Origin of the sequence: Cereibacter azotoformans (assembly GCF_021391315.1) — a bacterium.
GTDB lineage: Bacteria > Pseudomonadota > Alphaproteobacteria > Rhodobacterales > Rhodobacteraceae > Cereibacter_A > Cereibacter_A azotoformans.
Map to the genome: position 1 here is coordinate 354,140 of NZ_CP090022.1, position 23,361 is coordinate 377,500.

Genomic DNA, 23,361 nt, shown 5'->3' on the forward strand with positions numbered 1-23,361 from the left:
GCGCTGCCCGTCTTCGCCGCACTTCCGTTCCCGCGCGAACATAGGAGAGCCTGCGGTCGGACAGGCGGTGTCGCCGGACGATTCCGACCGGCGGCACCCCGGATCACGTCCGCAGCTCCGACCTTTCGATCCCGGCCACCACCACCGGCTTCGTCATCGCATCGCGGCGGAAGGGCTCGCCGAGTTCCTGGTTCAGCATCACCTCGAGGAACGTCGTGCCGCCGTCCTTCTGCACGGCGATGGCATGGCGGAGGGTTTCGGTCAGTTCCTCCATCGTCCGGACCTGCACGCCCTCGAGCCCGCAGGCGCGGGCAATGCCGGCATAGCTCACCTTGTCGTTCAGCTCGGTGCCGACGAAATTGTCTGCATACCAGAGCGTCGTGTTCCGCTTCTCGGCGCCCCACTGATAGTTGCGGAAGATCACCATGGTGATCCCGGGCCAGCCCGCCCGCCCCAGCGAGACCATCTCGTTCATCGAGATCCCGAAGGCCCCGTCGCCGGCAAAGCCTACGGCCGGCAGGTCCGGCCGGCCGATCCGCGCGCCGATGATCGCGGGCAGCCCATAGCCGCAGGGGCCATAGAGCCCAGGTGCAAGGTAGCGCCGGCCCTCGTCGAAGCCGGGATACGCGTTGCCGATGGCGCAGTTGTTGCCGATGTCGGTCGAGATGATCGCCTCGCGCGGCAGCGCCGCCGTGATCGCGCGCCAGGCCATGCGGGGGCTGATCTTTGCAGGCTCGCGCGCCCGGGCGCGGGCGTTCCAGTCGGTGCCCGGATCATCCTCTTCGTGATCAAGGCCAGCCAGTTCCTGCGCCCAGGCCGAGCGGCGCTGCGCCACCAGCGCCTGCCGATCCGCCCGCCCCTCGTCGCCCGCCATGGGCCCGAGCGCGGCAAGGATCGCCTCGGCCACCTGTCCCGCATCCCCCGCGATCCCCAGCGCGACGGGCTTCGTCAACCCGATCCGGTCCGGATTCAGGTCCACCTGGATCACCGCCGCAGCCCTTGGCCAGTAGTCGATCCCATAGGCCGGCAGCGTCGAGAACGGGTTGAGCCGCGTCCCCAACGCCAGCACCACATCGGCCCGGGCAATCACCTCCATCGCGGCTTTCGAGCCGTTGTAACCCAGGGGCCCGAGGGCCAGCGGATGCGCCTGCGGGAAGGCGTCATTGTGCTGATAGCCGCAGGCGACCGGCGCGCCGAGCCGCTCGGCCAGCCGCACCGTGGCCGGGATCGCGCCCGACAGCACCACGCCCGCACCGTTCAGGATCACCGGAAATCGCGCATGGGTCAGCAGATCGGCCGCGCGGGCGATGCTGGCCGCCCCACCCGGAGAAGGCTCGATGTCCAGCGGCTCGGGCAGGTCGATGTCGATCTGCCGGGTCCAGAAGTCGCGCGGCACATTGATCTGCGCGGGCGCCGAGGCGCGACGCGCCTTCTGGATCACCCGGTTCAGCACCTCGGCAATGCGGGCGGGGTCGCGGACTTCCTCCTGCCAGGCCACCATGTCGCGGAAGGCGGCCATCTGTTCGACCTCCTGAAAGCCGCCCTGCCCGATGGTGCGGTTTGCGGCCTGCGGCGTCACCAGCAGAAGCGGCGTGTGGTTCCAGTAGGCGGTCTTGACCGCCGTCACGAAGTTGGTGATGCCGGGGCCGTTCTGCGCCACGAGCATCGCCATGCGCCCAGTGGCGCGGGTGAAGCCATCGGCCATGATCCCGGCATTGCCTTCATGGGCGCAGTCCCAGAAGGTGATCCCCGCCTTCGGGAACAGATCCGAGATCGGCATCATGGCCGAGCCGATGATGCCGAAAGCCTGCGAAATGCCGTGCCGCTGCAGGACCTTCACGAAGGCCTCTTCCGTCGTCATTTTCATGCTGAGCAAGTCCGATCAAGGAAAGTGTCGGTCGCCGCGGTCAGCCTCCGGGCCGCGGACATACGAGAAAGTGGCGGGGAAGGATCTTCCCCGCCGCGGAAACAAGGTCGGGATCGTCGCCGGTCAGGACTGCACCGGCCGGGTCTGGCGGCGGCCCTCGTCGAACGCGTCCGCGGCCTCGCCGGCCAGCAGGGCCGCCAGACGGGCCACCTGCTCGCGAATGTCCGGGATCGCCGTGATCTCCCAGAAGCCCGCGCGAGAGGCGGGGCCGACGGCGAAGATCCGGTCCGAGGCGCGTCCGCGCGCATCCACCACCCGGCAGTCCAGCGTCACCTCAAGTCCGATCCGCAGCGGATCGACTCGTGCCACGCCCGCGCGAAGAAGATCCGCCACCAGCGGCGAGGCATGGGCCTCAGGATCGCTGCGGATACCCCGGCAATCGACCGCAACCGCGCAGTCGAGGGTCCGCGGCCCGTCGGCACCTCCGCGCGGTCTCAGATGAAGCCGCACCCCCTCGGGTCCCGGCTCGGCGTGGGCGAACTCGGCGCGGTGTAGGCGCAACTGGCCGGACCGAAGCGCCGCGGCAAGCTGGTCGGCCGAGTCCGGCGGGATGCGGTGGCGGTGGATGTCCCACCACGCAAGGCCGTGGCGCAGGAACCTGCTGCGATCGCCCAGCGTCATGCGCCGCCAGAAGCAGCGCACGTAAGGTCGCACTCCATCCACCGCGTCGCGCCAGGTCCCGCCCTGTGCCTCGGCCTCGCGCGCAAGTCGGCGCAGCCAGCGCAGGATCGCCGACGGCGGCGCTCCAAGTGGCAGATCCTGCAGGCCGAGCGACAAGGGCCGCGTCGGCCGGTGCCCGTGCGGCAGAAGACCCCGCCGGGACAGCGCCACGATCTCGCCCTTGTGGCCGGCCCGCAGCAGCGAGACCACCTGATCGACCATCGTGAGGCCCGTCCCCACCAACACCACCCGCTGGTCCAGGCCCACGGCAACCGGCTCCCACGGGCTCGCCAACGGATGCGCGTCGCGCTCGACATGGCCGGTCGCAAGGATCGCTACATCGGCAAGCCGCACCGAGCCGTCAGAGAAATGAGCCGCAATTCCGCGACTGATCGGCTCCAGACGCTGGCATTCGGCAGTGACGCAGGTTATGCGGCGGTGGAACCCGATCCTGCGCCAGGATGACAGCAGACTGGAAAGATAGGCGCCGTATATTGATCGGCTGACGAAACTGTCGCCGCTCGCCCCGGCACCTGCCGGCCGACGCGCCAGCCAGTCGCGAAAATGATCGGGATCGCTGGTAAACGCGCTCATGTTGTGGACGCGGGTGTTCAGCAGGTGATCTTGCGCCGTGGTCGAGTAGGCGATCCCGCGGCCCAACCTGCGCCGCCGCTCAACCAGGGTGACGCGGAACGCCTGCCCTGACTGCGCCAGCAGATGCACGGCCATCAGCACGCCACTGGCCCCGCCACCCACGATCAGCACGTGGCCCGGAGCACGTGGGGTCTGCCCGTGCCACTCCTGCGCAGTCATGGGTGCGCTCCCGCCGCACGCTCAAGGAACGGCGCCAGCCAGGGATCGACCGCAGGGACCGCGCGCGCTTCAAGGGCCTCACGCAGCTTACGGCCCTGGGGCCAAGGTCCGAAACCGGCATCGGCGTTGACATGGCCAGCAAAGCCGAGATCGACAAGATCGGCCCCCCAAGCCTGCGCCAGCCGGGATGCCCGCCCGAACGACATCCACGGGTCATTTCGGCTCGCTGCCACTATAGCCGGCACACCCAACGGTGTTTCTGAGGGCGCCCCGAACCGCTTCGTCCGCGGACTGCGACTCGAATCGGCAGGTGCGACCAGAAGCGCACCCGCAACGTCGAGATGGGGCCAATGAGCCAGCAGACGCGCAATCAGCAGCGCGCCGAGGCTGTGGCCGACGAGGATGGAACCTGGATGCTGAAGGATGGCGCCGGCGACCTCGATCTCCCAGACGGCGGGAACCGGGTTTCCAAGGTCGCTCAGGTCGACCATCAGCGCATCGGGATCCGTGGACGCCCACCAGTGCTGCCAATGCGGCTCAGGGGAACCATCGAGACCGGGAATGAGCAGGACCTTGGACATCGACTGTCTCCGTGTTTATGCACCCGTATACTCTACTGACTTAATCGTGTTTTTGTTTCCAAAGAGTCGGTGTGGTGGAGAAGATCCATCTCCCGCGGGCAGGGACGGCACGTGCAACTCGCCGGTTCCTCGTATCCGGAGCCAAACACTGCCGTGACCCGCCGATTCGAGCCGACGGCGTGGTAGCATCTTTCGGTCGGCGCCCCGATCCGGCTGGCGAACCATGGAGAGTCGCCGACAAATCAGATCTAAGGGAAGCATGACCTTCTACCGAAGGAGGCCGCGGCAGGACGTTTGCACCCAAGTACGACCCTATGACGAAAGAAGCCTTTCAAATTCGTTACTGATACACCTCTCTGCAAAAGTCCCATCTTCGCAAAGAGTTCTGCCGGACTATGATCCTGAAGCCGGGGACGCTTTTCCGTGTGTCTTCCCCGACATGAGGAATGCGATCATGACCGATGCGCAGTTGCCTGCTGCACCCGACCAAAGCCCCGTGCTCGTGACCGCCGAGGGCTACACGGGAGACCTGTCCCCGCAGTCGGCGTGGGACTTGGTGACATCCGGCAACGCCATGCTGATCGACGTTCGGACGGCCGAGGAGCGCAGCTTCGTGAGCCGCGTGCCGGGATCGAAACATGTCGCCTGGGCCACCGGCACCGCCATTACGCGCAATCCGCATTTCGTGCGGCAGGTCGGCGCCATCGCAGCCAAGGACACCACGCTTGTCGTGCTGTGCCGCAGCGGCAAACGGTCCGCCAGTGCCGCCGAAGCGACGACAACGGACAGCGTGGCCGCTTCGACGGCTGGCGCTTTCGCGGCCTGCCCTGCGAGCAGGACTGACGCCTGAAGGAAAGCTCCGATCGAGATGACTGTTGCAAGTGCTTCACCTGCCGCCCCGCTTCCCGATCTTGAAGCGGTCCTTGCCGAACTTGCCGAGACGCGACGCATCTGGCGCGAGGCACATCACCGCTCGCAAGAGCCCGGACTGCGCGAACTGCCCTCGCGCGACAGCGTGGAGCGGATCGTTGGCGGACTGCGCGGCGTGCTGTTTCCGATGCGCCTTGGCCCCTCCGACCTCCGCCAGGAGGACGAGAACCGCTACATCGGGCAGACGCTTGCCTCGGTCCTGCCCGAGCTTCTGCAACAGGTCCGGCTTGAGCTTGCCTGGGACGCCCGGCACGAGGGCGCGCCGACTGCTCCGGGACATGCCGAAGCCGTTGTGTCAGCCTTCACCGCAAGCCTGCCGGAGATCCGGCGCGTGCTGGATACCGACGTGACCGCCGCCTACCGGGCCGACCCGGCCGCCCGCAGCGTCGACGAGGTGCTACTGTGCTATCTGGGTGTACAGGCGCTGATCCACCACCGCATTGCCCATAGGCTCCATGCGCTTGGGGTGCCGCTGATCGCACGACTGGTGGCAGAGCTTGCCCATGGCGCGACCGGGATCGACATCCACCCCGGCGCCACCATCGGCGACCATTTCTTTATCGACCACGGCACCGGCGTGGTGATCGGCGCCACGGCCGTCATCGGCCATCGGGTGCAGCTGTTCCAGGGCGTGACGCTTGGCGCAAAGAGCTTTCCGACCGACGCCGAGGGGCGCGCCATCAAGGGCATGCCCCGCCATCCGATCGTGGAGGACGACGTCATCATCTATTCCGGCGCCACGGTTCTCGACCGCGTCACCATCGGGCGCGGCGCCATCCTTGGCGGCAGCGTCTGGGTGACCGAGAACGTGCCGCCCCACGCCATCGTCTCGCAGGCCCACCCGCATTCCACGGACCGGCCGCCGGAGAGGCAAACCGCCTGATCCCTCTCCCGAGCCCGATACCAACACTTTCAACCAGTTCCCGGAGTAACAGACAATGGCAGACCTTCTGCCTCAGGTCGCGTTCAGCGACAGTGCCGCGCGCCAGCTTGCCAATGCGACCAAGACCGCGCCGATCCTGTCCACCATCAGCCCGCGCTGGCTGGTCCATCTGCTGCAATGGCTCCCCGTCGAGGCCGGCACTACCGCCTGAACCGGGAGAAGAACCCCGAGGACGTTCTGGTGGCCTGCACCGAGCGTGACGAGGCGGAGCTACCGCAGACCTTAGTCAACTATGACGAGACCCCGCGCGAGTATTTCCTGAACGGCGTCTCGACGGTGCTGGATGTCCACACCCGCGTCAGCGACCTCTATTCCAGCCCCTTCGATCAGGTGAAGGAACAGTTGCGCCTTGCCATCGAGACGATCAAGGAAACGCAGGAAAGCCAGCTGATCAACAACCCCGACTACGGGCTTCTGGCGAATGTGGCCAAGGGGCAGGTGCTTTTCCCGCTGACCGGCGCGCCGACGCCGGATGATCTGGATCTCCTGATCGCGAAGGTCTGGAAAGAGCCCGCCTTCTTTCTGACCCATCCCGACGCGATTGCGGCCTTCGGGCGGGAATGCACACGCGCGGCGTACCGCCGGCCACCGTCAGCCTGTTCGGCGCGCAGTTCCTGACCTGGCGGGGCCTGCCGATCATCCCCTCGGACAAGGTTCCGGTGGTGGACGGCCGGACGAAGATCCTGCTTCTGCGGGTGGGCGACAAGCGGCAGGGCGTGGTGGGGCTTTACCAGCCGGGGCTGGCGGGTGAGCAAAGCCTGGGGCTCTCGGTGCGCTTCATGGGCATCAACCGCTCGGCCATCGCCTCTTACCTGATCAGCCTCTACTGCTCGCTCTTGGTGCAGTCGCCCGATGCGCTGGCGGTGCTCGAGGATGTGGAGATCGGCAAGTTCCATGACTATCCCGACAGCTACAAGTGACCTCGCGCCCGCAGCGGCGGGCTTGCCGGACGTGGCGCCTCTGACGGCATTGGCCAACCAGTTCTTCGCTGCCCTTCCGGGAACCACGGCACCGCTTTCGGCCGGCGGGCCGTTTGCCCATCCGGTGCCCAACGCCCCCCTGCCCCCGGGCCTTTCGCCCGGGCCGCTGGCGAACGGACCCATGTTGCCGGGGACGCTTGCCCCCGGCGCGAATGTCGTGCCCTCCACGCCGGAACAGGCGCTGGCCGGCATCGCCTCGGCCCCCGCGCTGCTGCCCCATGCGGCGGCGGCGAACGGGCTGCCGGATCATGCGGCCATCGTGCCGCCTGCCGTGAATGGCCGCTTCGGGGGCCATTCGCTGGCTGTGCCGCAGGCGGCGCGGCCGCCGATCCCCGCAGAACGCCCGCCGCGCGAGGATCGGGTCAGCGCACGCAGCCACGGCCTTCCGGGCGAGGACGATCTGCGTGCGCTGCTGGCAGGCAGCCCTGGGCCCCCTGCCCTGCCCACGGCACCCGCACCGACCGAACCCGAGTTCTACTTCGTTCCGGCACGGCCCGCGGTTCCGCAAGTGCCCGCCTCGGATCATCCGGCCTTCGACGTTCATGCGGTGCGGCGCGACTTTCCGATCCTGCAAGAGCGCGTGAACGGCCGGCCGCTGGTCTGGTTCGACAACGCCGCCACCACGCAAAAGCCGCTGGCCGTGCTGGATCGGCTGGACCATTTCTACCGGCACGAGAACTCGAACATTCACCGCGCGGCACATGACTTGGCCGCACGCGCGACCGACGCCTATGAAAAGGCGCGCGAGACGGTGCGGGCCTTCCTCGGCGCCTCGTCCGCGGACGAGATCATCTTCGTCCGTGGCGCGACGGAAGGGATCAACCTGATCGCCAGAACCTGGGGGGCGAAGAACATCGGCGACGGCGGCGAGATCCTGGTCTCGCAGCTTGAACACCACGCCAACATCGTGCCCTGGCAGCAACTGGCGCAGGAAAAGGGTGCGCGGCTGAAGGTGATCCCGGTCGATGACAGCGGTCAGGTGATCCTCGAGGAAGCCCGGCGGCTGATCTCGCCCCGGACGAAGATCGTGGCCGTGACGCAGGTGTCAAACGTGCTTGGCACCGTGGTTCCTGTGGCGGAGATCGTGGAGCTTGCCCATCGCGCCGGTGCGGTGGCGCTGGTGGACGGCGCGCAATCGGTCAGCCACATGCGGGTGGACCTGCAGGCGATGGGCGCGGATTTCTTCGTCTTCTCCGGCCACAAGGTGTTCGGCCCCACGGGCATCGGCGCCGTCTATGGGAAAGGCGCTGCTCGACGACATGCCTCCCTGGCAGGGCGGAGGCAACATGATCGCCGCCGTCACCTTCGAGCGGACAGTGTTCCAGCCGCGACTGCACCGATTCGAGGCCGGCACCGGCAACATTGCGGACGCAGTGGGCCTTGGTGCCGCGCTGGACTATGTCGCCCGGATCGGGATCGAGACCATCGCGCGTCACGAACACGACCTGCTGGCCTACGCCACCCACCGGCTTGCGCCGATCAAGGGCGTGCGGCTGATCGGAACCGCGCGCGACAAGGCGTCGGTGCTGTCCTTTGTGCTGGAAGGAATGAAGCCGGAAGACGTCGGCCGCGCGCTGAACGCCGAAGGCAATGCCGTCAGGTCGGGCATCATTGCGCTCAGCCGATCCTGCGCCGCTTCGGGCTGGAGGCGACGGTGCGGCCATCGCTGACCTTCTACAATACCTGTGAGGAGGTGGATCGCTTCATCTCGGTCGTCAGGCGGCTCGCGCGGGCCTGACGGCGGCGGCCCGTCCGATGCGGCGGGCCGCGCGTCTGGCAGGCAGTCAGACTGGCCGCTGCACCGTCCACTTGACCGGCCGGGGCTTCGCCAACCGCTTCTCGCCACCTTCAGGTCCCAATGCACGCATCCAGTACGGCAGCCCGTGCCGGGCCGCGATCACCGCGCCCCGCCGCGCCACGCTGGCGATATAGGCCTCTGCCGCCGCGTCGTTCAGATGGCGCCCGATCTCAGGTTGGCCAAGCAGCCAGCGCGCGCGCGCCTTGCACCGCAACAGGCTGATGCCGATATAACTGCCGAATGCGCGGTCCAGCACGAGGATCCGCCAGAGCAGCGGCGCAAGCACGATGTCGAGATTGCTGGGCCGGCTCGCGTGGTCGGTCGCAGGCAGCGCCGCCTCGATCCGGTGCAACACCTTCGACAGAAAGTGCATCGCGATGTCGTAGTCGCCGGATTCGGCCGCCCGCGTCACCAGCGCCAGCCGCTGCTGCCCTCTGAGCGCGAGCGCCATCAAGGCACGGTGCGACGCCCGCTCTTCCGGATCGGCAGGATGCAGCGGCTGGTCGGGATGAAGATCCTCGATCAGCTCGATCATGGCGAGGCTGTCGTAGAGCGTCACAACAGGACGCCCGGCCCGGTGAACGCTCAGGCAGCTGGTGCCCGGAGCCAGGCCGTCCGCGGTGCTCCAGTGAAGATCCTTCGACCGACAGGCAAGTGCCAGCGCCGCGCGCTGCGCTACGGGGCAGCCGGCCTCGGCTGCCATCCTGTACTCCGTCGCATCCATACGCCATCTCCTGACAATGCCCCACCGGGGGCGAGAGATGGACCGCGGCCGCCCCGCCTTCTGCCGCCGGAGAGAGGGGAAGAAGGCTCGCCGTCGTCCATCGGCCTAAATCACGACTTCTGCTATCAAGTTAGCGAAGTGCCGTGACGGAGCAAGAGAACGGCTCTCTATAATGCGGCGCAGCGACGTCAGGTTCTGCTTCGTCCCTGCCACGGGCGATGCATCCGTTCTACGCGCCCCGACGTGCAGTCGCCCTGACTGCAGGGCCGCGTCGCACGACTCTCCTCGAAAGCTCCCCGCGGCGGACCGAATCGCGGCGGATTGAACCCGAAAGGGCGGCCCGAGGGGATCACCGAGCGGCATCGCTTTCTCCGTATCAGCCCCCCGGCAACGGGGGCCTTCCAATCCGGTCGGATTTTAGCCTCATAAATTCTACAAAGTCAGTCGTGATTTCGACCTATCCTGACCCCGGATCCGCGGCGACCTGCGGCCGCATCCGGCGCCCAGGAAGAACGGCCGCGGATCCACGACCGGTCCGGTCACGACACCGGATCGCCACCACGATGGCAATGGCCCGGACCCCGCAGGGTCGGCCAACGCCCGGACACCAGACGAAAGGCAACCGGAATGACTGCGATCTCTCAGGATGCGCCCGACATCCCCGACAGCGACGTGACCCCCGTCGCAGGCCGCGTGGGGGCCATCGTCTCGAACATCCGCCTCTCGGGCGATCTTCCCGACAGCACCATCGCGCGGCTGGAGCAGTTGCTGCGCCTCCACAAGGTGCTGTTCTTCCGCGACCAGTCCCATCTCGATGACGCGGAACAGGAACGGTTCGGCGCCCGGTTCGGAGAGCCCTTCGCCCATCCGACCCAGGGTGCGCTGAGCGGGACAGCCTCGGTCCTCGACCTCGACACCCGGCGGGACCGAGAGCCGAAGGCGGGCGAGGCCGGTGGCGCGCGGGCCGACCAGTGGCACACCGACATCACCTTCGTCGAGGCCTATCCGCGCATCACCATCCTGCGCAACCTCGTGGCCCCTGCCTCGGGCGGGGATACGGTGTTCTCGAATACGGTGGCGGCCTATGAGACGCTGCCCGAGCCGCTGAAGGCGCTGGCCGACCGGCTCTGGGCAGTCCATTCGAACGCTTACGACTATGCCGCGGTGCGCCCGCACGCGACGGCCGAGGAACAGAAGCAGTTCGCGCGCCAGTTCACCTCGACCGTCTACGAGACCGAACATCCGGTGGTGCGCGTGCTGCCCACGGGGGAGCGGACGCTCCTGCTGGGCAATTTCGTTCAGCGGTTCAAGGGGATCGCGCGGGCCGACTTCCAGAAGCTGTTCGCGCTGTTTCAGGACCACATCCAGGCGCAGGAAAACACCGTGCGATGGCGCTGGCAGGCCGGCGACCTGGCGCTTTGGGACAATACCGCGACCCAGCATTACGCGGTGAACGATTACGGCGACCAGCACCGGGTGGTGCGGCGCGTGACCATCGCGGGCGACGTGCCCGTGTCGGTCGACGGCAAGCGGAGCGTGGCGCTCAGCCGCTTCGAGAAACCCGACGCGGCGATTGCCGCGGAATAGCAACAGGCGAGGACCAGAGATGAAACTTCCCGGACTTCTGGCCGCCCTTGCGGCGGCGCTTCTCTCGGCTGGCGGTGCGCTGGCCGAAGACGATGCCAAGGTGATCCGCATCGGATTTCCCGGTGTGGGCGCCGACAGCCGCCCCTATGGCCACAGCACGGTGATCCCCTATGCCCGCGCCCGCGAAATCCTTGAAAAGGAGTTCGCAAGCGACGGGATCGAGGTGACATGGACCTTCTTCCGCGGCGCCGGGCCGGCGCTGAACGAGGCGACCGCCGCCGGGCAGCTTGACTTCTTCCTGCTGGGGGACCTGCCGGCCATCGTGGGCCGGGCGAACGGGCTGAAGCACCGCTTCATCTTCGCCACCGGCCGGAACGACCCGATCTATCTTGCCGTGCCCGAGGGAAGCGACATCGAAACGGTCGAGGATGTGAAAGGCCGCAAGGTCGCACTGTTCAAGGGCACGAACCTGCAGAACGCCACCGACCGCATCCTCGAGCGTCACGGGCTGAGCGAACGCGACGTGCGTTTTGTCAATCTGGATGCAAATTCGGCGGTGGCCGCGCTGACCTCTGGCAATGTCGATGCCGTCTTTGGCGGGCAGGAATATCTGGCGCTGGCCGAGAAGGGCGTGGTGAAGATCGCCTATACCACCAAGGACGACGATCCGACGCTGGGGCGAAACTCGTCGTTTCTCGTGACCGACGCCTTCGCCGAGGCGAACCCCGGCCTGACCCAGCGCGTGGTGACGACGCTGATCGAGGCCGCGGCGCTCATCACGAAGGACGAGAACCGCGACGAGGCCTTCGACGCCTGGACGCTGTCGGGCTTTCCGAAATCGACCTTCGAGGCAAACTTCGACGGTGTGCGCCTGTCGCAGATCCTGAACCCGCTGATCGACGATTATGTGGTGGCCCGGTACACCGAGCAGGTCGCGGCCGCCAAGGCCTATGGGCTTCTGCGCAACGACGTGGACATCGAAGGATGGTTCGACCGAACCTATCTGGACGTGGCGCTGAAAGAGCTTCGACTTGAACATTTCTGGTCGAAGCGCGGCGCGAATGGCGAGACGATTGAGGTCGGCACCAACGACGCTTCGGCCGCGCCCACCACCTCCACCGGCGGATAAGCCTGACATTCGGCGCCGGCCCGCCAGCCTGGGCCGGCACCCTCAACTGGCGACGAGGCTTCAGAATGACCCTGATCCAGACACATCCGACCGTCGATCCCCTTGCGCTGCGCCTGTCGCGCGCGGCGGCGAGGATCGCTTCCGCCGGTCTGCGCACCGCTCCGCCCCTCCTGCTCGGCCTGTCCTTTCCGGCGGCGCTACTGGCGCTCTGGTCCTTCGGCGCCTCGTCGGGGTGGCTGCCGCCCCAGATCCTGCCGGCGCCGCGCGTCGTGTGGGAGAGCTTCGCCCTCCTTCTTGCCGATGGCAGCCTTGGCGCCCACACGCAGGCAAGCCTTCACCGCGTTGCAACAGGATTTGCCCTTGGCGCGGCCATCGGACTGGCTTTCGGCGCGGCGGTGGGGCTATTGCCTGCGGTGCGCGCCTATGGCTGGCCGCCGGTGCAGGCGGTGACGCGGGTCAATGTGCTGGCCTGGATGCCGCTGCTGACACTGTTCCTCGGCATCGACGAGACGCTGAAGGTGGTGGTGATCGCGTGGTCGGCGGCGATCCCGATCATCCTCGGCACGGCACGCGGATTTGCGGACGTGCCTGCCGGCTATCGCGAGCTTGGGGCCGCGATGGGACTGCGCCCGCATCAGCGCCTGCGGCTGATCGTGCTGCCGGGGGCGCTGCCGCAGGTGTTCACCGGCCTGCGCGAGGGTCTGGCCAATGCGTGGCAGACGCTGGTGATCGTCGAGCTGTTCGCCTCGTTCGAGGGGCTGGGCTATCTGATGACCTGGGGGCGCCAGTTGTTCCAGCTGGATCTGGTGCTGGTGGCAATGCTGGTGATCGCGGCGATCGGCTTCCTGCTGGACGGGGTCCTCAAGATCATCGAAGCGCGCGTGCAGCCGTGGCGGACGGAGAGTGGTCGTGACCGCTGACACCTCTCCTCCCGCTCGGCCGGGATGGCTGGCCGGGCTGCGGGGCCGGGATCACCGGCCGTTCGTGTCCTTCGGGATCATCCTCGTGATCTGGACGGCAGCCCACGAGCTCGAATGGGTCGATCCGCGGTTCCTGCCCTCGCCGATCGACCTGCTGTGGCGCCTCGTGACCGAAGTGCAATCCGGCTCGCTCCTTCTCGATCTGGCCGAGACGCTGAAACGCAATCTGGGCGGGTTTGCCATCGGCGCGGGGGTGGGGGTGACGCTCGGGGCGCTGCTTGGAACCTCGCGGCTGCTGGCGCGGATTGTCGGGCCCACGGTCGTGGCGCATCGCCAGACCGCGCTGTTCGCCTGGGTGCCGCTGATTGCCATGTGGTTCGGCGGCGGCGACCAGGGCAAGATCGCGTTCGTTGCGATGGCGGCCTTTCAGCCAACCGTCATCAACACCTGGCGAGGCATCGCAGGGGTTCCCGCCGGCCTGCAGGAACTTGCGGCAGCCCTGCGCTTTTCGAGGCTTCAGTATCTGCGGCATGTCGCGCTGCCCGCGGCGCTGCCGCAGATCTTCACCGGGCTGCACGCGGCCCTGATCTACGCCTGGCTGGCCACCGTGGGGGCCGAGCTGTTCCTCAACATCACGCCCGGCCTTGGCGGACGGCTGGTCGAGGGGAGCCAGCTGTTCGAGATGGACCTGCTGTTTCTTGTCATCGTGATCTTCGGCCTCGTGGGCCTTGTCTACAACGGCATCGCCGAGCGCATCGAAGCCCGACTTCTGAAATGGAACCGACCATGACCCAGACCCATGACACCCCCGCACTGGAGATCCACGGGCTCAGCAAGCGGTTTGCCCTGCGTGAGGGCACGCTGACCGTGCTTTCAGAGATCAACCTCGTCGTCTCTCCCGGCGAGTGCGTGACCATCGTCGGCGCCTCGGGATGCGGGAAGTCCACGCTTCTGCGGCTGATCCTCGGGCTCGACCTCGACTATCGCGGCGAGATCCGCGTAGCCGGCAAGCCGGTGACCGGCCCCAGCGACGACCGCGCCATCGTCTTTCAGGACCACCGCCTGTTGCCGTGGCTGACGGCCGAAGCGAACGTGGCGGCGGCGCTGCTGAACAGCCCCCTCGGCCCCGAGGCCCGCGCCCGCGAGGTGCGCGAGCATCTGGAGCTTGTGGGGCTCGGCTCCTTCGCGCGCGCCTACCCCCGCCAGCTATCGGGCGGGATGGCGCAGCGGGTGGCCATCGCGCGGGCGCTGGTCGGGCGGCCCCGCTTCCTGCTGCTCGACGAGCCGCTGGGCGCGTTGGATGCGCTGACCCGCCTCCGGATGCAGGACGAGCTGAAACGGATTGTCGCCCATGAGGGCGCGACCGCACTTCTGGTCACCCACGACGTGGACGAGGCTGTCCATCTCGGCAATCGTGTTGTGGTCATGGAGCCCCACCCGGGTCGGATCGCCACCATCCTTCCGGTTCCGCCCGCCGCTCGGGCCGACCGATCCAGCCCGGCGTTTGTCCAGCTTCGCGACCGGATCCTGGGCCTCCTGGGCGTAGGACTGCCCGCGGCCGTGCCCGCCTGACCGCAAGTCTTGCAGATAGACCTTGGCGCATCGCCGCTGGCTCCGACCAAGTCGCGGCGCGCCGCCCGCACCGGGTTTCGGCTGCGACGGATCTGCCATTGAAGATGGCCTTTCCTCACAGTGGTGGGCCGGCGGCAAGATCCTTCTTCCAGAAGGCAAGCCTTTGGAATGGCCAGAACCGGCCCTGCGTCCCAATCTCAAGTCACGATCAATCGAGTCGTAATAAAGTCGAGGATGAAGATGCCAAACGCCATCTCAAGACCCGCCCGCCGGAACTTCCTGCTTGGCGTGCTTGCGGTTGCCGGCCTTGCGCTGGGGCCGTTGCAAGGGCACGCAACCGATGCCGACACCGCGCGCTGGATCATCGGGGCAGATCAGGCCCGCGCCCTTCTGGCCGATGGCGCGCTGCTTGTCGATGCCCGGGGCGCCGATCTCAAGAAGGCCGCGCCGCTGGAAGGTGCCGCCACCGTCATCTGGCAGGATTTCACCAATGCCGACCTGCCGGAAAAGGGACGGCTTCTGCAGGATGATGCTGCCTTGACACAGAAGCTACAGGGCATCGGCCTCTCGCAGAACGTGCCGGCCGTCGTTGTCGCCGACAGCGTCAACGGCTGGGGCGAGGATGGGCGCATCGTCTGGACGTTCCGCACGCTTGGCCATCCCCAGACCCTCCTTGTCAACGGCGGGATTTCCGCGCTGCTGGAGGGAGGGCCGCTTGAACTGACGTCCGCAAAGCTGCCGGGCGACTTCACGGTGTCCCGGATCGAGGCTTACGAGATCCGGAAAGAGGAACTCCGCAACCTGATCGGCAAGGACGGGGTGGCGGTGCTTGACGTCCGCGAGCCGCGCGAGTTCGCGGGCAAGACCCCCTACGGAGAAAGCCGCGGCGGCCATGTTCCGGGCGCCAAACACCTCTTCTATCGCGACCTTCTTGACGAAAACGGGCACGTCCTGAGCGGCGAGGCGCTGAAGGCCCGGCTCGCGGACCTGGGCATCGATGCCGGGGCGCAGATCGTCTCATACTGCACCGGCGGCATCCGGTCTGGCTTCGTCACCGCGGTCCTGAATGACGCGGGTCTGAAGGCACGGAACTATGCCGGCTCGATGTGGGAGTGGTCGGCGCAGGATCCTGCAGATTTTCCGTTGGTGACTGACTGAGCACTGCGGGCAACGGGTTCTCCGTAGCCCTGCTTTTCGAGTGAATGGAATTTCCTCATGCATGTAAATGTTGGCTGGCGCGCGGCTGCGCTCGCCGTTCTGCCGTTGGCTGCCGGCGGCATCGCCTATGTGGCGATCCCCGGAGTACCCGAGGCGCTCCATCGCGCCCTCGCCATCCTGACCACGTCTGACGTGACCGAGGCGGTCGCGGCCCTGCGCGATTATCTTGGCGGATTCGGCATCTGGGCGCCGGTGGTTTCGGCCGCGCTCATGGTGTTCCAGTCGATCGCGGCGCCGATCCCGGCCTTCCTTCTGACCTTCACCAATGGCCTGCTGTTCGGCTGGGCCTGGGGTGCGGCCCTGTCCTGGTCCTCGGCCATGCTGGGGGCTGCCCTCTGCTTCTGGCTGTCCAGAGCCTTCGGGCGACCAGCCGTCGAGAAGCTCGCAGGCGGCAGCCGGGCGCTCGACACGGCTGACCTCTTCTTCGAACGCTACGGCAGCGCCTCGATCCTGATCGCTCGCCTCCTGCCATTCGTCTCGTTCGACATCATCAGCTACGCGGCGGGGCTGACACCCGTCAGTTTCCGCCGTTTCCTGCTGGCGACAGGTGTCGGCCAGCTACCCGCCACCTTGCTCTACTCCTACCTCGGGCAAAGCGTCACCGGCTCGATCAGGGCGCTGTTCTGGCTGTTCTCGATCACCGTGGTGATCGCCATCATCGGTTGGCTTGTCGGCCCGAAGCTGTTCACGCGCCCGGCGAACGGGGGCATCCGATGAGCGCGATCCCACGCCCCCTTGTTCTGAAAGCGACCGTGACGGGCTTCCTCATTGCCGGGCTGCTCGACCTGATGCGCCAGGGCATGGCCGAGGCTGAGGACGAGAATGCCCGCCGTGAGGCAGCCGAACGGCTCCGCCGGCCCGGGCGGCACGAGGCGCTGGAGTTGCTGATGGTCGCGGCCCTCGCCAGGGTGCTGCCCAAGGGCCGCGATCTCGCGCGGTTGTTCGACCCCGGGGCGATCACTCTCGTGCGACCGCCCCTGCCTGGCTGCGACGACGCCATCGGCAAGGCATTCAGCGGGCGGCTTCTGCGCCATCTGCGCGACCGGGCGGAGGTCGACGAGGAGGATGCCGCCGATCCGATGACCCGGATCGTGTCGTTCCGGTCCGATCAGTCCCCGCGCGACCGCGCCAGCGAGATCCGGCTCCACCGCGACAAGGTTCGCGACGCCGTCGGGATCGGGCGGCCGGTCTTTCTGGTCAGCGCCGAGCGCGACCTGCGGTGGGGCGATCTCGCGGCCCTCTTCGGGCCCGAGGTGCGGCTGCCGCGGCTGTCTGCCGGCCTGCTTCTGGAGGTGCTGAGCCGCACCCATCCCGAGGATTTCGACGCCGAGGCGCTGCGTCTTCCCGAGGCGGAAGCGCTGGCCCGCCTCGCGCCGATCGCGATCCGCACCGCATTCATGGCGCCCACCGCAGAGGCCGTGGCCGAGCGCCTGGCCGGGATGACGAAGCCCGGCGCCGCGTCGGCCCTGACGCTCGCGGACGTCCGTGGCCAGCCCGAGCCGGTGCGGATCCTGACGCGCATGGTCGCCGACCTCGGTCGCTGGCGCGGAGGCGGCCTCGCCTGGAGCGAGGTATCGGCCTCGGCCCTGTTCTTCGGCCCGCCCGGCACCGGCAAGAGCATGGCGGCCGAGGCGACCGCCGGCAGCGCCGGGGTTCCGTTCATCGCCACCAGCTACAGCGCCTGTCAGAAGATGGGCCACCAGGGCGACATGCTCGCGGAACTTCACGCGCGGGTCGACGAGGCGATCGCCCGGGCGCCGTCGGTCTTCTTCATCGACGAGCTGGACAGCTTCCTCGCCCGCAGCGACGACGGCAACTCGGCGCGCTACCAGCGGGGCGTGGTGAACGGTCTGCTCGAGGAACTGTCGCGCCTGTCCCGCGCCGAGGGCGTCCTCGTCCTCGGTGCCACCAACCATCCCGCCGACGTCGATCCGGCGGTGATCCGCTCGGGCCGCTTCGACCTGAAGCTCGCCATGGCGCTGCCCGATGCGGCAGGGCTGGAGGATCTGCTCACCACCGGCCTCGCCCGTCTCGATCCCCGCCCCCGGATCGAAGCCGGGGCGATTGCGGCCCTCGCCCGTCGCCTGCTTGGCTGTTCGGGCGCCGATGTGGCGGCGCTGCTGCGCGACGCCGCGAGCCGGGCGCGGGCCGCCGGCCGCCTGCTCACGGCTTCCGATCTGGCCGCGGCCGCCGAGCGGCTCGCGCCGCCGCTTGATGCCGAGATCGACCGCCGCGTCGCGCTTCACGAGGTCGGTCACCTGCTCGTCGCTCATCTCCTAGACCGGCCGGCGCCGCGCCTCGTCCGCCTCACGGCGCGGGGGGGCTTCGTCGCCGGCACCATGGCGACGCTGCAGACGCTCGACACGGCGGAGGCGGAGCTGGCGACGCTGATGGGCGGCCGTGCGGCGGAGGTCCTGGTCTACGGCGCGCCCTCGAGCGGTGCTGGCGAGGGTCGCGACAGCGATCTCGCTTCCGCTACCCGGCTCGCGCTGAAGCTGGAGGTGTCGTGGCGCCTGACCGACGGCGACGGCGGGCTGTCGTGGCGGGACGCCGAGCGTGGTGACCTGCTCGGCGCCGATCCCGGACTGCGTGCCCGGATCGAGGCGCGGCTTTGCGCGGCGCACGCCACCGCGCTCGACCTGCTCGGCCGGCACCTGCCGCACCTACACCGGATCGCGACCGTCCTGCTGCGCGAGCGCGACCTGGATGCCGCCCGCGTCACCACCCTCCTCGCGGAGGTCCACAAGGGGCCGCCCGAGCGGGAGGAGACATCGCAGGTCATCCCCTTCCCGCTGCTGCCGCAGGAGCCGACGCCCGATGGCGCCGCATGAGCGGGGGGCGCCGGTCGGCGCCGCCTGTCGATCCGCAATGGGGGCTCTTCGTCGACCGCGTCAAGGCCCACAGGGCTTCTGCCGGCCGAACCTTCGTGGTTCAGCTTTTGCGCTTGACATCCGCGATTGCGGTCACTGCCACCCCGGCCCTCGTCCGGTGACTGGCGGCCTCAGGAGAGAGCACAGCAACGCATTGTTTTTCGATGAGATACCGGTGACGATCAAAGGGATATCCACAGGTCTGACGGTCGGACGGTCGAATCACTGCTTCGCAGCAGGCTGGCCTGAGGTAGACTGGTGGCCAGGGAGCGGGATCTTCACCCCGCCCCAGACCCTCAGCCCCGCGAATGGGATGCCCATTCGCCGCAAGCGGAGCATCTCGGCCGATGGCCCGAGCACGGAAGACGCATGCCAGCACGACCGCCGGAGCCCCCGCTCCGGCCGCGGGCCGCGCGTCGGGTGCGACGGGACTTGCCGACACCGGGGAGGCGCCGCATCCTGCGCTGATCGCTCTCGTCCGCCTCCTCGCACGCCAAGTCGCGCGGGAGGGCGCGACAGGAGCGGTGGAGACGACCTGCGCCAACCGGCCAGGCGAGTAAGGGAGGGAGCACGATGACCAGCAGACTGGTGCAGGCAGGCGCCCCCGGCCTGCGGGCCGTGATCTACGCGCGCTACTCCTCGGAGATGCAGAGCGCGGCCTCGATCGCGGACCAGGTGCGGATCTGCCGCCGGCTCTGCGACGAGCGCGGCTGGGAGGTTGTGGAGGTCTTCGCCGACGAGGCGATGAGCGGCGCCACGCATTTGCGGCCAGACTTCCAGCGCATGCTTCAGGCGGCGGAAGGGCGCCGCTTCGACGTCGTCGTGGCCGAGAGTCTCGACCGGCTGTCGCGCGATCAGGAACATATCGCGGGCCTCTACAAGAGAATGACCTTCCTTGGCGTGTCGGTCGTGACCAAGGCGGAGGGCGCGATCAGCGAGCTGCATGTCGGCCTCGGCGGGACGATGTCGGCGCTGTTCCTGCGCCAGCTGGCCGAGAAGACACGCCGAGGCCTCGAGGGCCGGATCGGGAAGGGCAAGTCGGCGGGCGGGATCAGCTATGGCTACCGCCTGGACCGCCAGCCGCTGCCCGATGGCAGCTTCACCACCGGCGACCGAACCATCGACCCGAAGGAAGCCGCGACGATCCGGCGGATCTTTGAACGTTACGCCGCCGGCGCCAGCGCCCGGACGATCGCGATCGACCTGAACCGTGCCGGCATTCCCGCGCCGCGCTCGGGCGGCAAGGGCTCGGGGCGCTGGAGCTTCTCGACGATCTCGGGGAACTGGAAACGGGGCACCGGGATCCTGAACAACGAACTCTACATCGGCCGGCTGGTGTGGAACCGGCAGCGCTTCGTGAAGGATCCGGCCACGGGCAAGCGCCAGGCCCGGCTTAACCCGGCCTCCGAGTGGATCACCGAAGACGTGCCGCATCTGCGGATCGTCGAGGACGAGCTCTGGAGCCGGGTGAAGCTTCGCCAAGGAGCGATCCGCGACGATATCTTGATCGCCCGGCAGGACAAGCCGAACGCGCCTTGCGCGGAACGCGGCACCGGGCCGAAGCACCTGTTGTCGGGCCTGCTTTCCTGCGGCTGCTGCGGCGCGAGCTACATCATGATCAGCGACAGCCGATACGGCTGTTCGGCGGCGCGCAACCGCGGGACCTGCTCGAACCGGAAGACGATCGCGCGGACGGTGGTCGAGGAACGCGTGCTGGGTGGCCTGCGTGACCGGCTGATGCATCCGGACCTCATTGCCGAGTTCATCGCCGAGTTCCAGCGGGCGACGCAGGCCGAGCGGCTGGAGGTTCTGGCGGCGCGCGGCGAGGCCGAACGGAAGCTTACGAAGGTCACGCGCGAGATCGACAACATCGTCACCGCGATTGCCGAAGGCATGTTCCATCCAAGCATGAAGGCGAAGATGGACGGGCTGGAGGCGGAGCGGGCCGATCTGGAAGCGCGGCTCGCGGAGATCCCGGACCCGGAGCCGGTGGCGATCCATCCGGGGCTGTCAGAGATCTACGGCCGCAAGATCGCCGACCTGGTGGCAGCGCTGAACGACGCCGAGACGAAGCCGGAGGCGGCTGGGATCCTGCGCGGGCTGACCGGGAAGATCGTGCTGACCCCGGATGCGGCGGCCGCGAACGGGCACGCGATCGAGCTCTACGGCGAACTCGGGGCGATCTTGTCGTTGTGCGACAATGGGATGGGCAGAAACACAAAAGCCCGCAGCATTGCTACGGGCGTGAGGCAAGTGACGATGGTTGCGGGGGCAGGATTTGAACCTGCGGCCTTCAGGTTATGAGCCTGACGAGCTACCGGGCTGCTCCACCCCGCGGCCGTTTTGCGTCGTTTGTATTTTGACGCGGTTGATTTTGATCGTTCTGGAGATTTTCGTTTCTTATCAGGTCTGGCGGCGACCTACTCTCCCACGTCTTGAGACGCAGTACCATTGGCGCGACGGCACTTAACGGCCGAGTTCGGGATGGGATCGGGTGTTTTGCTCGTGCTATGGCCACCAGACCGGAGAAGAAACGACAACATCAGGCTTATGCTTGTTCCAGGTCGTGCTGCTTCTGATCTGGGGTAGAGCTTGGCTTTTGAGCCTTGCTGTTACCGGTTCAGATCAAGCCAATCGGGCAATTAGTACCAGTCAGCTGAACGCATTGCTGCGCTTACACCTCTGGCCTATCGACGTGGTGGTCTTCCACGGCCCTCAAGGGAGACCTTGTTTTGAAGGGGGCTTCCCGCTTAGATGCCTTCAGCGGTTATCCTGTCCGAACATAGCTACCCAGCACTGCCGTTGGCACGACAACTGGTCCACCAGTGGTTCGTTCACCCCGGTCCTCTCGTACTAGGGGCAACTCTTCTCAAGTCTCCTACACCCACGGCAGATAGGGACCGAACTGTCTCACGACGTTCTAAACCCAGCTCACGTACCTCTTTAAATGGCGAACAGCCATACCCTTGGGACCTGCTCCAGCCCCAGGATGAGATGAGCCGACATCGAGGTGCCAAACGATGCCGTCGATATGGACTCTTGGGCATCATCAGCCTGTTATCCCCAGAGTACCTTTTATCCGTTGAGCGATGGCCCTTCCACTCGGGACCACCGGATCACTATGGCCGACTTTCGTCTCTGCTCGACTTGTCAGTCTTGCAGTCAGGCGGGCTTCTGCCATTGCACTCGACGACCGATTTCCGACCGGTCTGAGCCCACCATCGCGCGCCTCCGTTACTGTTTGGGAGGCGACCGCCCCAGTCAAACTACCCACCACGCAGGGTCCCGGATCCAGGTAATGGACCGCGGTTAGACATCAAGAATGCGAAGGGTGGTATCTCAAGGTTGGCTCCACGGGAACTGGCGTCCCCGTTTCGATGCCTACCACCTATCCTGCACATCACATTCCTGATGCCAGTGCGAAGCTATAGTAAAGGTTCATGGGGTCTTTCCGTCTAACCGCGGGAAGTGTGCATCTTGACACACAGTTCAATTTCGCTGAGTCCACATCAGAGACAGCGGGGAGATCGTTACGCCATTCGTGCAGGTCGGAACTTACCCGACAAGGAATTTCGCTACCTTAGGACCGTTATAGTTACGGCCGCCGTTTACTGGGGCTTCAATTCAAGGCTTGCACCTCTCCTTTTAACCTTCCAGCACCGGGCAGGCGTCAGACCCTATACGTCGCCTTGCGGCTTCGCAGAGCCCTGTGTTTTAAGTAAACAGTCGCCACCCCCTGGTTTGTGCCCCCCGCCTCTGGTTGCCCAAAGACGGGGCCTCCTTCTCGCGAACTTACGGAGGCATTTTGCCGAGTTCCTTTGATGTGGTTCTCTCAAGCGCCTTGGTATTCTCTACCAGTCCACCTGTGTCGGTTTAGGGTACGGTCTGATGGAGGGCTATTTCCAGGGACCGCTCAGCAGCCCGGCCAATCCGATAAGGCCGAACTACACCTGCGATCCGTCACATCCTCCTGGCCCAGGAATATTAACCTGGTTCCCATCGACTACGCCTTTCGGCCTCGCCTTAGGGGCCGGCTCACCCTGCTCAGATTAGCTTTAAGCAGGAACCCTTGGACTTTCGGCGACAGGGTCTCTCACCCTGTTTGTCGCTACTCATGTCAACATTCTCGCTTCCGATCTCTCCACCGGATGCCTTACGGCCCGGCTTCACAGAAAGCGCTTTGTCTGCGCATATGCGCGCGCTACCGCTTCGCTGCTTGAGCGCATTGGTGTCGCGATCATTAGAACAGACAGTGCGCTATATCACGGAACGCTCCGCTACCACGCACATTGCTGTGCATCCTGAGCTTCGGCTCGTGGCTTGAGCCCCGTTACATCTTCGCCGCAGGACAGCTTATCTAGACCAGTGAGCTGTTACGCTATCTTTAAAGGATGGCTGCTTCTAAGCCAACCTCCTGGTTGTTTTGGCCGTCCCACATGCTTTCCCACTTAGCCACGAATTGGGGGCCTTAGCTGCAGGTCAGGGTTGTTTCCCTCTTCACGACGGACGTTAGCACCCGCCGTGTGTCTCCCGGATAGTACTCTCGGGTATTCGGAGTTTGCTTAGACTCAGTAAGGCTGTGGGCCCCCATCATCCATGCAGTGCTCTACCCCCCGAGGTATTCGTCCGAGGCGCTACCTAAATAGCTTTCGCGGAGAACCAGCTATCTCCAGGTTTGATTGGCCTTTCACCCCTAGCCACAAGTCATC

The 23,361-nt window shown here is 66.7% G+C and carries 16 protein-coding genes, 1 tRNA gene, 2 rRNA genes and 2 pseudogenes (1 of these 21 running past the window's edge); 14 read left to right on the forward strand and 7 right to left on the reverse strand.

The genetic code is table 11. The annotated features are described in order from the left end of the window. Window positions 1-103: 103 nt before the first annotated feature. From xsc to LV780_RS16790, 3 genes are all read right to left on the reverse strand, one after another. Window positions 104-1,867, reverse strand: a complete 1,764-nt coding sequence (gene xsc, locus LV780_RS16780; protein WP_108222368.1) for a sulfoacetaldehyde acetyltransferase — start codon at window positions 1,865-1,867, stop codon at window positions 104-106. Window positions 1,868-1,990: 123 nt separating this feature from the next. Next, on the reverse strand, window positions 1,991-3,400 hold the full coding sequence (locus LV780_RS16785) for an FAD/NAD(P)-binding protein (RefSeq protein ID WP_181318554.1): 1,410 nt from the start codon (window positions 3,398-3,400) through the stop codon (window positions 1,991-1,993). Beyond that, window positions 3,397-3,981, reverse strand: coding sequence for an RBBP9/YdeN family alpha/beta hydrolase (locus LV780_RS16790; protein WP_108222370.1), 585 nt, complete (start codon window positions 3,979-3,981; stop codon window positions 3,397-3,399). Before LV780_RS16790 ends, LV780_RS16785 begins: the two co-directional genes overlap by 4 nt. A 454-nt stretch (window positions 3,982-4,435) precedes the next feature. On the opposite strand from LV780_RS16790, the gene LV780_RS16795 reads away from it, so the two are divergent. From LV780_RS16795 to LV780_RS16815, 5 genes and pseudogenes are all read left to right on the forward strand, one after another. After that, window positions 4,436-4,831, forward strand: coding sequence for a rhodanese-like domain-containing protein (locus LV780_RS16795; RefSeq protein ID WP_205025754.1), 396 nt, complete (start codon window positions 4,436-4,438; stop codon window positions 4,829-4,831). An 18-nt stretch (window positions 4,832-4,849) separates the two neighbouring features. After that, complete coding sequence (gene epsC, locus LV780_RS16800; protein ID WP_181318555.1) at window positions 4,850-5,794, forward strand: serine O-acetyltransferase EpsC; 945 nt, start codon at window positions 4,850-4,852, stop codon at window positions 5,792-5,794. A gap of 55 nt (window positions 5,795-5,849) precedes the next feature. Continuing rightward, window positions 5,850-6,005 carry a hypothetical protein gene (locus LV780_RS22005; protein ID WP_205025755.1) on the forward strand — a complete coding sequence of 52 codons (156 nt, stop codon included), beginning with the start codon at window positions 5,850-5,852 and terminating at the stop codon, window positions 6,003-6,005. Further along, window positions 5,972-6,774 (forward strand): annotated as a pseudogene (locus tag LV780_RS16810) (family 2A encapsulin nanocompartment shell protein). The gene LV780_RS22005 and the pseudogene LV780_RS16810 overlap by 34 nt, the downstream one beginning before the upstream one ends. A 181-nt stretch (window positions 6,775-6,955) precedes the next feature. Continuing rightward, window positions 6,956-8,572, forward strand: a pseudogene (locus LV780_RS16815) (family 2A encapsulin nanocompartment cargo protein cysteine desulfurase). A gap of 46 nt (window positions 8,573-8,618) precedes the next feature. Here the strand turns inward: LV780_RS16815 and LV780_RS16820 are convergent. After that, the gene (locus tag LV780_RS16820) at window positions 8,619-9,356 is read right to left on the reverse strand and encodes a glutathione S-transferase family protein (RefSeq protein ID WP_108222371.1); all 738 of its coding nucleotides are present in this window, start codon (window positions 9,354-9,356) and stop codon (window positions 8,619-8,621) included. A gap of 627 nt (window positions 9,357-9,983) precedes the next feature. Here LV780_RS16820 and LV780_RS16825 point away from each other — a divergent pair. The 9 genes from LV780_RS16825 to LV780_RS16865 all read left to right on the forward strand — a co-directional run bounded on the left by LV780_RS16825 (window position 9,984) and on the right by LV780_RS16865 (window position 20,956). Beyond that, entirely contained in the window at window positions 9,984-10,943 is a 960-nt protein-coding gene (locus tag LV780_RS16825) for a TauD/TfdA dioxygenase family protein (RefSeq protein ID WP_108222372.1), read from the forward strand. A 19-nt stretch (window positions 10,944-10,962) separates the two neighbouring features. After that, complete coding sequence (locus tag LV780_RS16830; RefSeq protein WP_117345102.1) at window positions 10,963-12,072, forward strand: ABC transporter substrate-binding protein; 1,110 nt, start codon at window positions 10,963-10,965, stop codon at window positions 12,070-12,072. Window positions 12,073-12,137: 65 nt separating this feature from the next. Then, window positions 12,138-12,992, forward strand: coding sequence for an ABC transporter permease (locus LV780_RS16835; RefSeq protein ID WP_108222380.1), 855 nt, complete (start codon window positions 12,138-12,140; stop codon window positions 12,990-12,992). Next, window positions 12,982-13,782, forward strand: coding sequence for an ABC transporter permease (locus LV780_RS16840; RefSeq protein WP_181318556.1), 801 nt, complete (start codon window positions 12,982-12,984; stop codon window positions 13,780-13,782). The genes LV780_RS16835 and LV780_RS16840 overlap by 11 nt, the downstream gene beginning before the upstream one ends. After that, entirely contained in the window at window positions 13,779-14,564 is a 786-nt protein-coding gene (locus tag LV780_RS16845) for an ABC transporter ATP-binding protein (protein WP_108222375.1), read from the forward strand. Before LV780_RS16840 ends, LV780_RS16845 begins: the two co-directional genes overlap by 4 nt. 120 nt (window positions 14,565-14,684) lie before the next feature. After that, window positions 14,685-15,722, forward strand: a complete 1,038-nt coding sequence (locus LV780_RS16850) for a sulfurtransferase (protein WP_233864184.1) — start codon at window positions 14,685-14,687, stop codon at window positions 15,720-15,722. Between the two features lie 57 nt (window positions 15,723-15,779). Then, entirely contained in the window at window positions 15,780-16,499 is a 720-nt protein-coding gene (locus LV780_RS16855) for a TVP38/TMEM64 family protein (RefSeq protein ID WP_108222377.1), read from the forward strand. After that, window positions 16,496-18,613, forward strand: a complete 2,118-nt coding sequence (locus tag LV780_RS16860; RefSeq protein WP_108222378.1) for an AAA family ATPase — start codon at window positions 16,496-16,498, stop codon at window positions 18,611-18,613. Before LV780_RS16855 ends, LV780_RS16860 begins: the two co-directional genes overlap by 4 nt. 684 nt (window positions 18,614-19,297) lie before the next feature. Continuing rightward, window positions 19,298-20,956 (forward strand): recombinase family protein, encoded by a 1,659-nt coding sequence (locus LV780_RS16865; RefSeq protein WP_233864218.1) that lies wholly within the window; start codon window positions 19,298-19,300, stop codon window positions 20,954-20,956. On the opposite strand, the gene LV780_RS16870 is transcribed toward LV780_RS16865, so the two are convergent. The 3 genes from LV780_RS16870 to LV780_RS16880 all read right to left on the reverse strand — a co-directional run. Next, window positions 20,913-20,989 (reverse strand) — tRNA-Met (locus LV780_RS16870). The two genes, LV780_RS16865 and LV780_RS16870, sit on opposite strands and share 44 nt — an antisense overlap. Before the next feature lie 70 nt (window positions 20,990-21,059). Next, a 5S ribosomal RNA gene (rrf, locus tag LV780_RS16875) occupies window positions 21,060-21,174 on the reverse strand. A 99-nt stretch (window positions 21,175-21,273) separates the two neighbouring features. Beyond that, window positions 21,274-23,361, reverse strand: a 23S ribosomal RNA gene (locus LV780_RS16880); it runs 833 nt beyond the window's last position.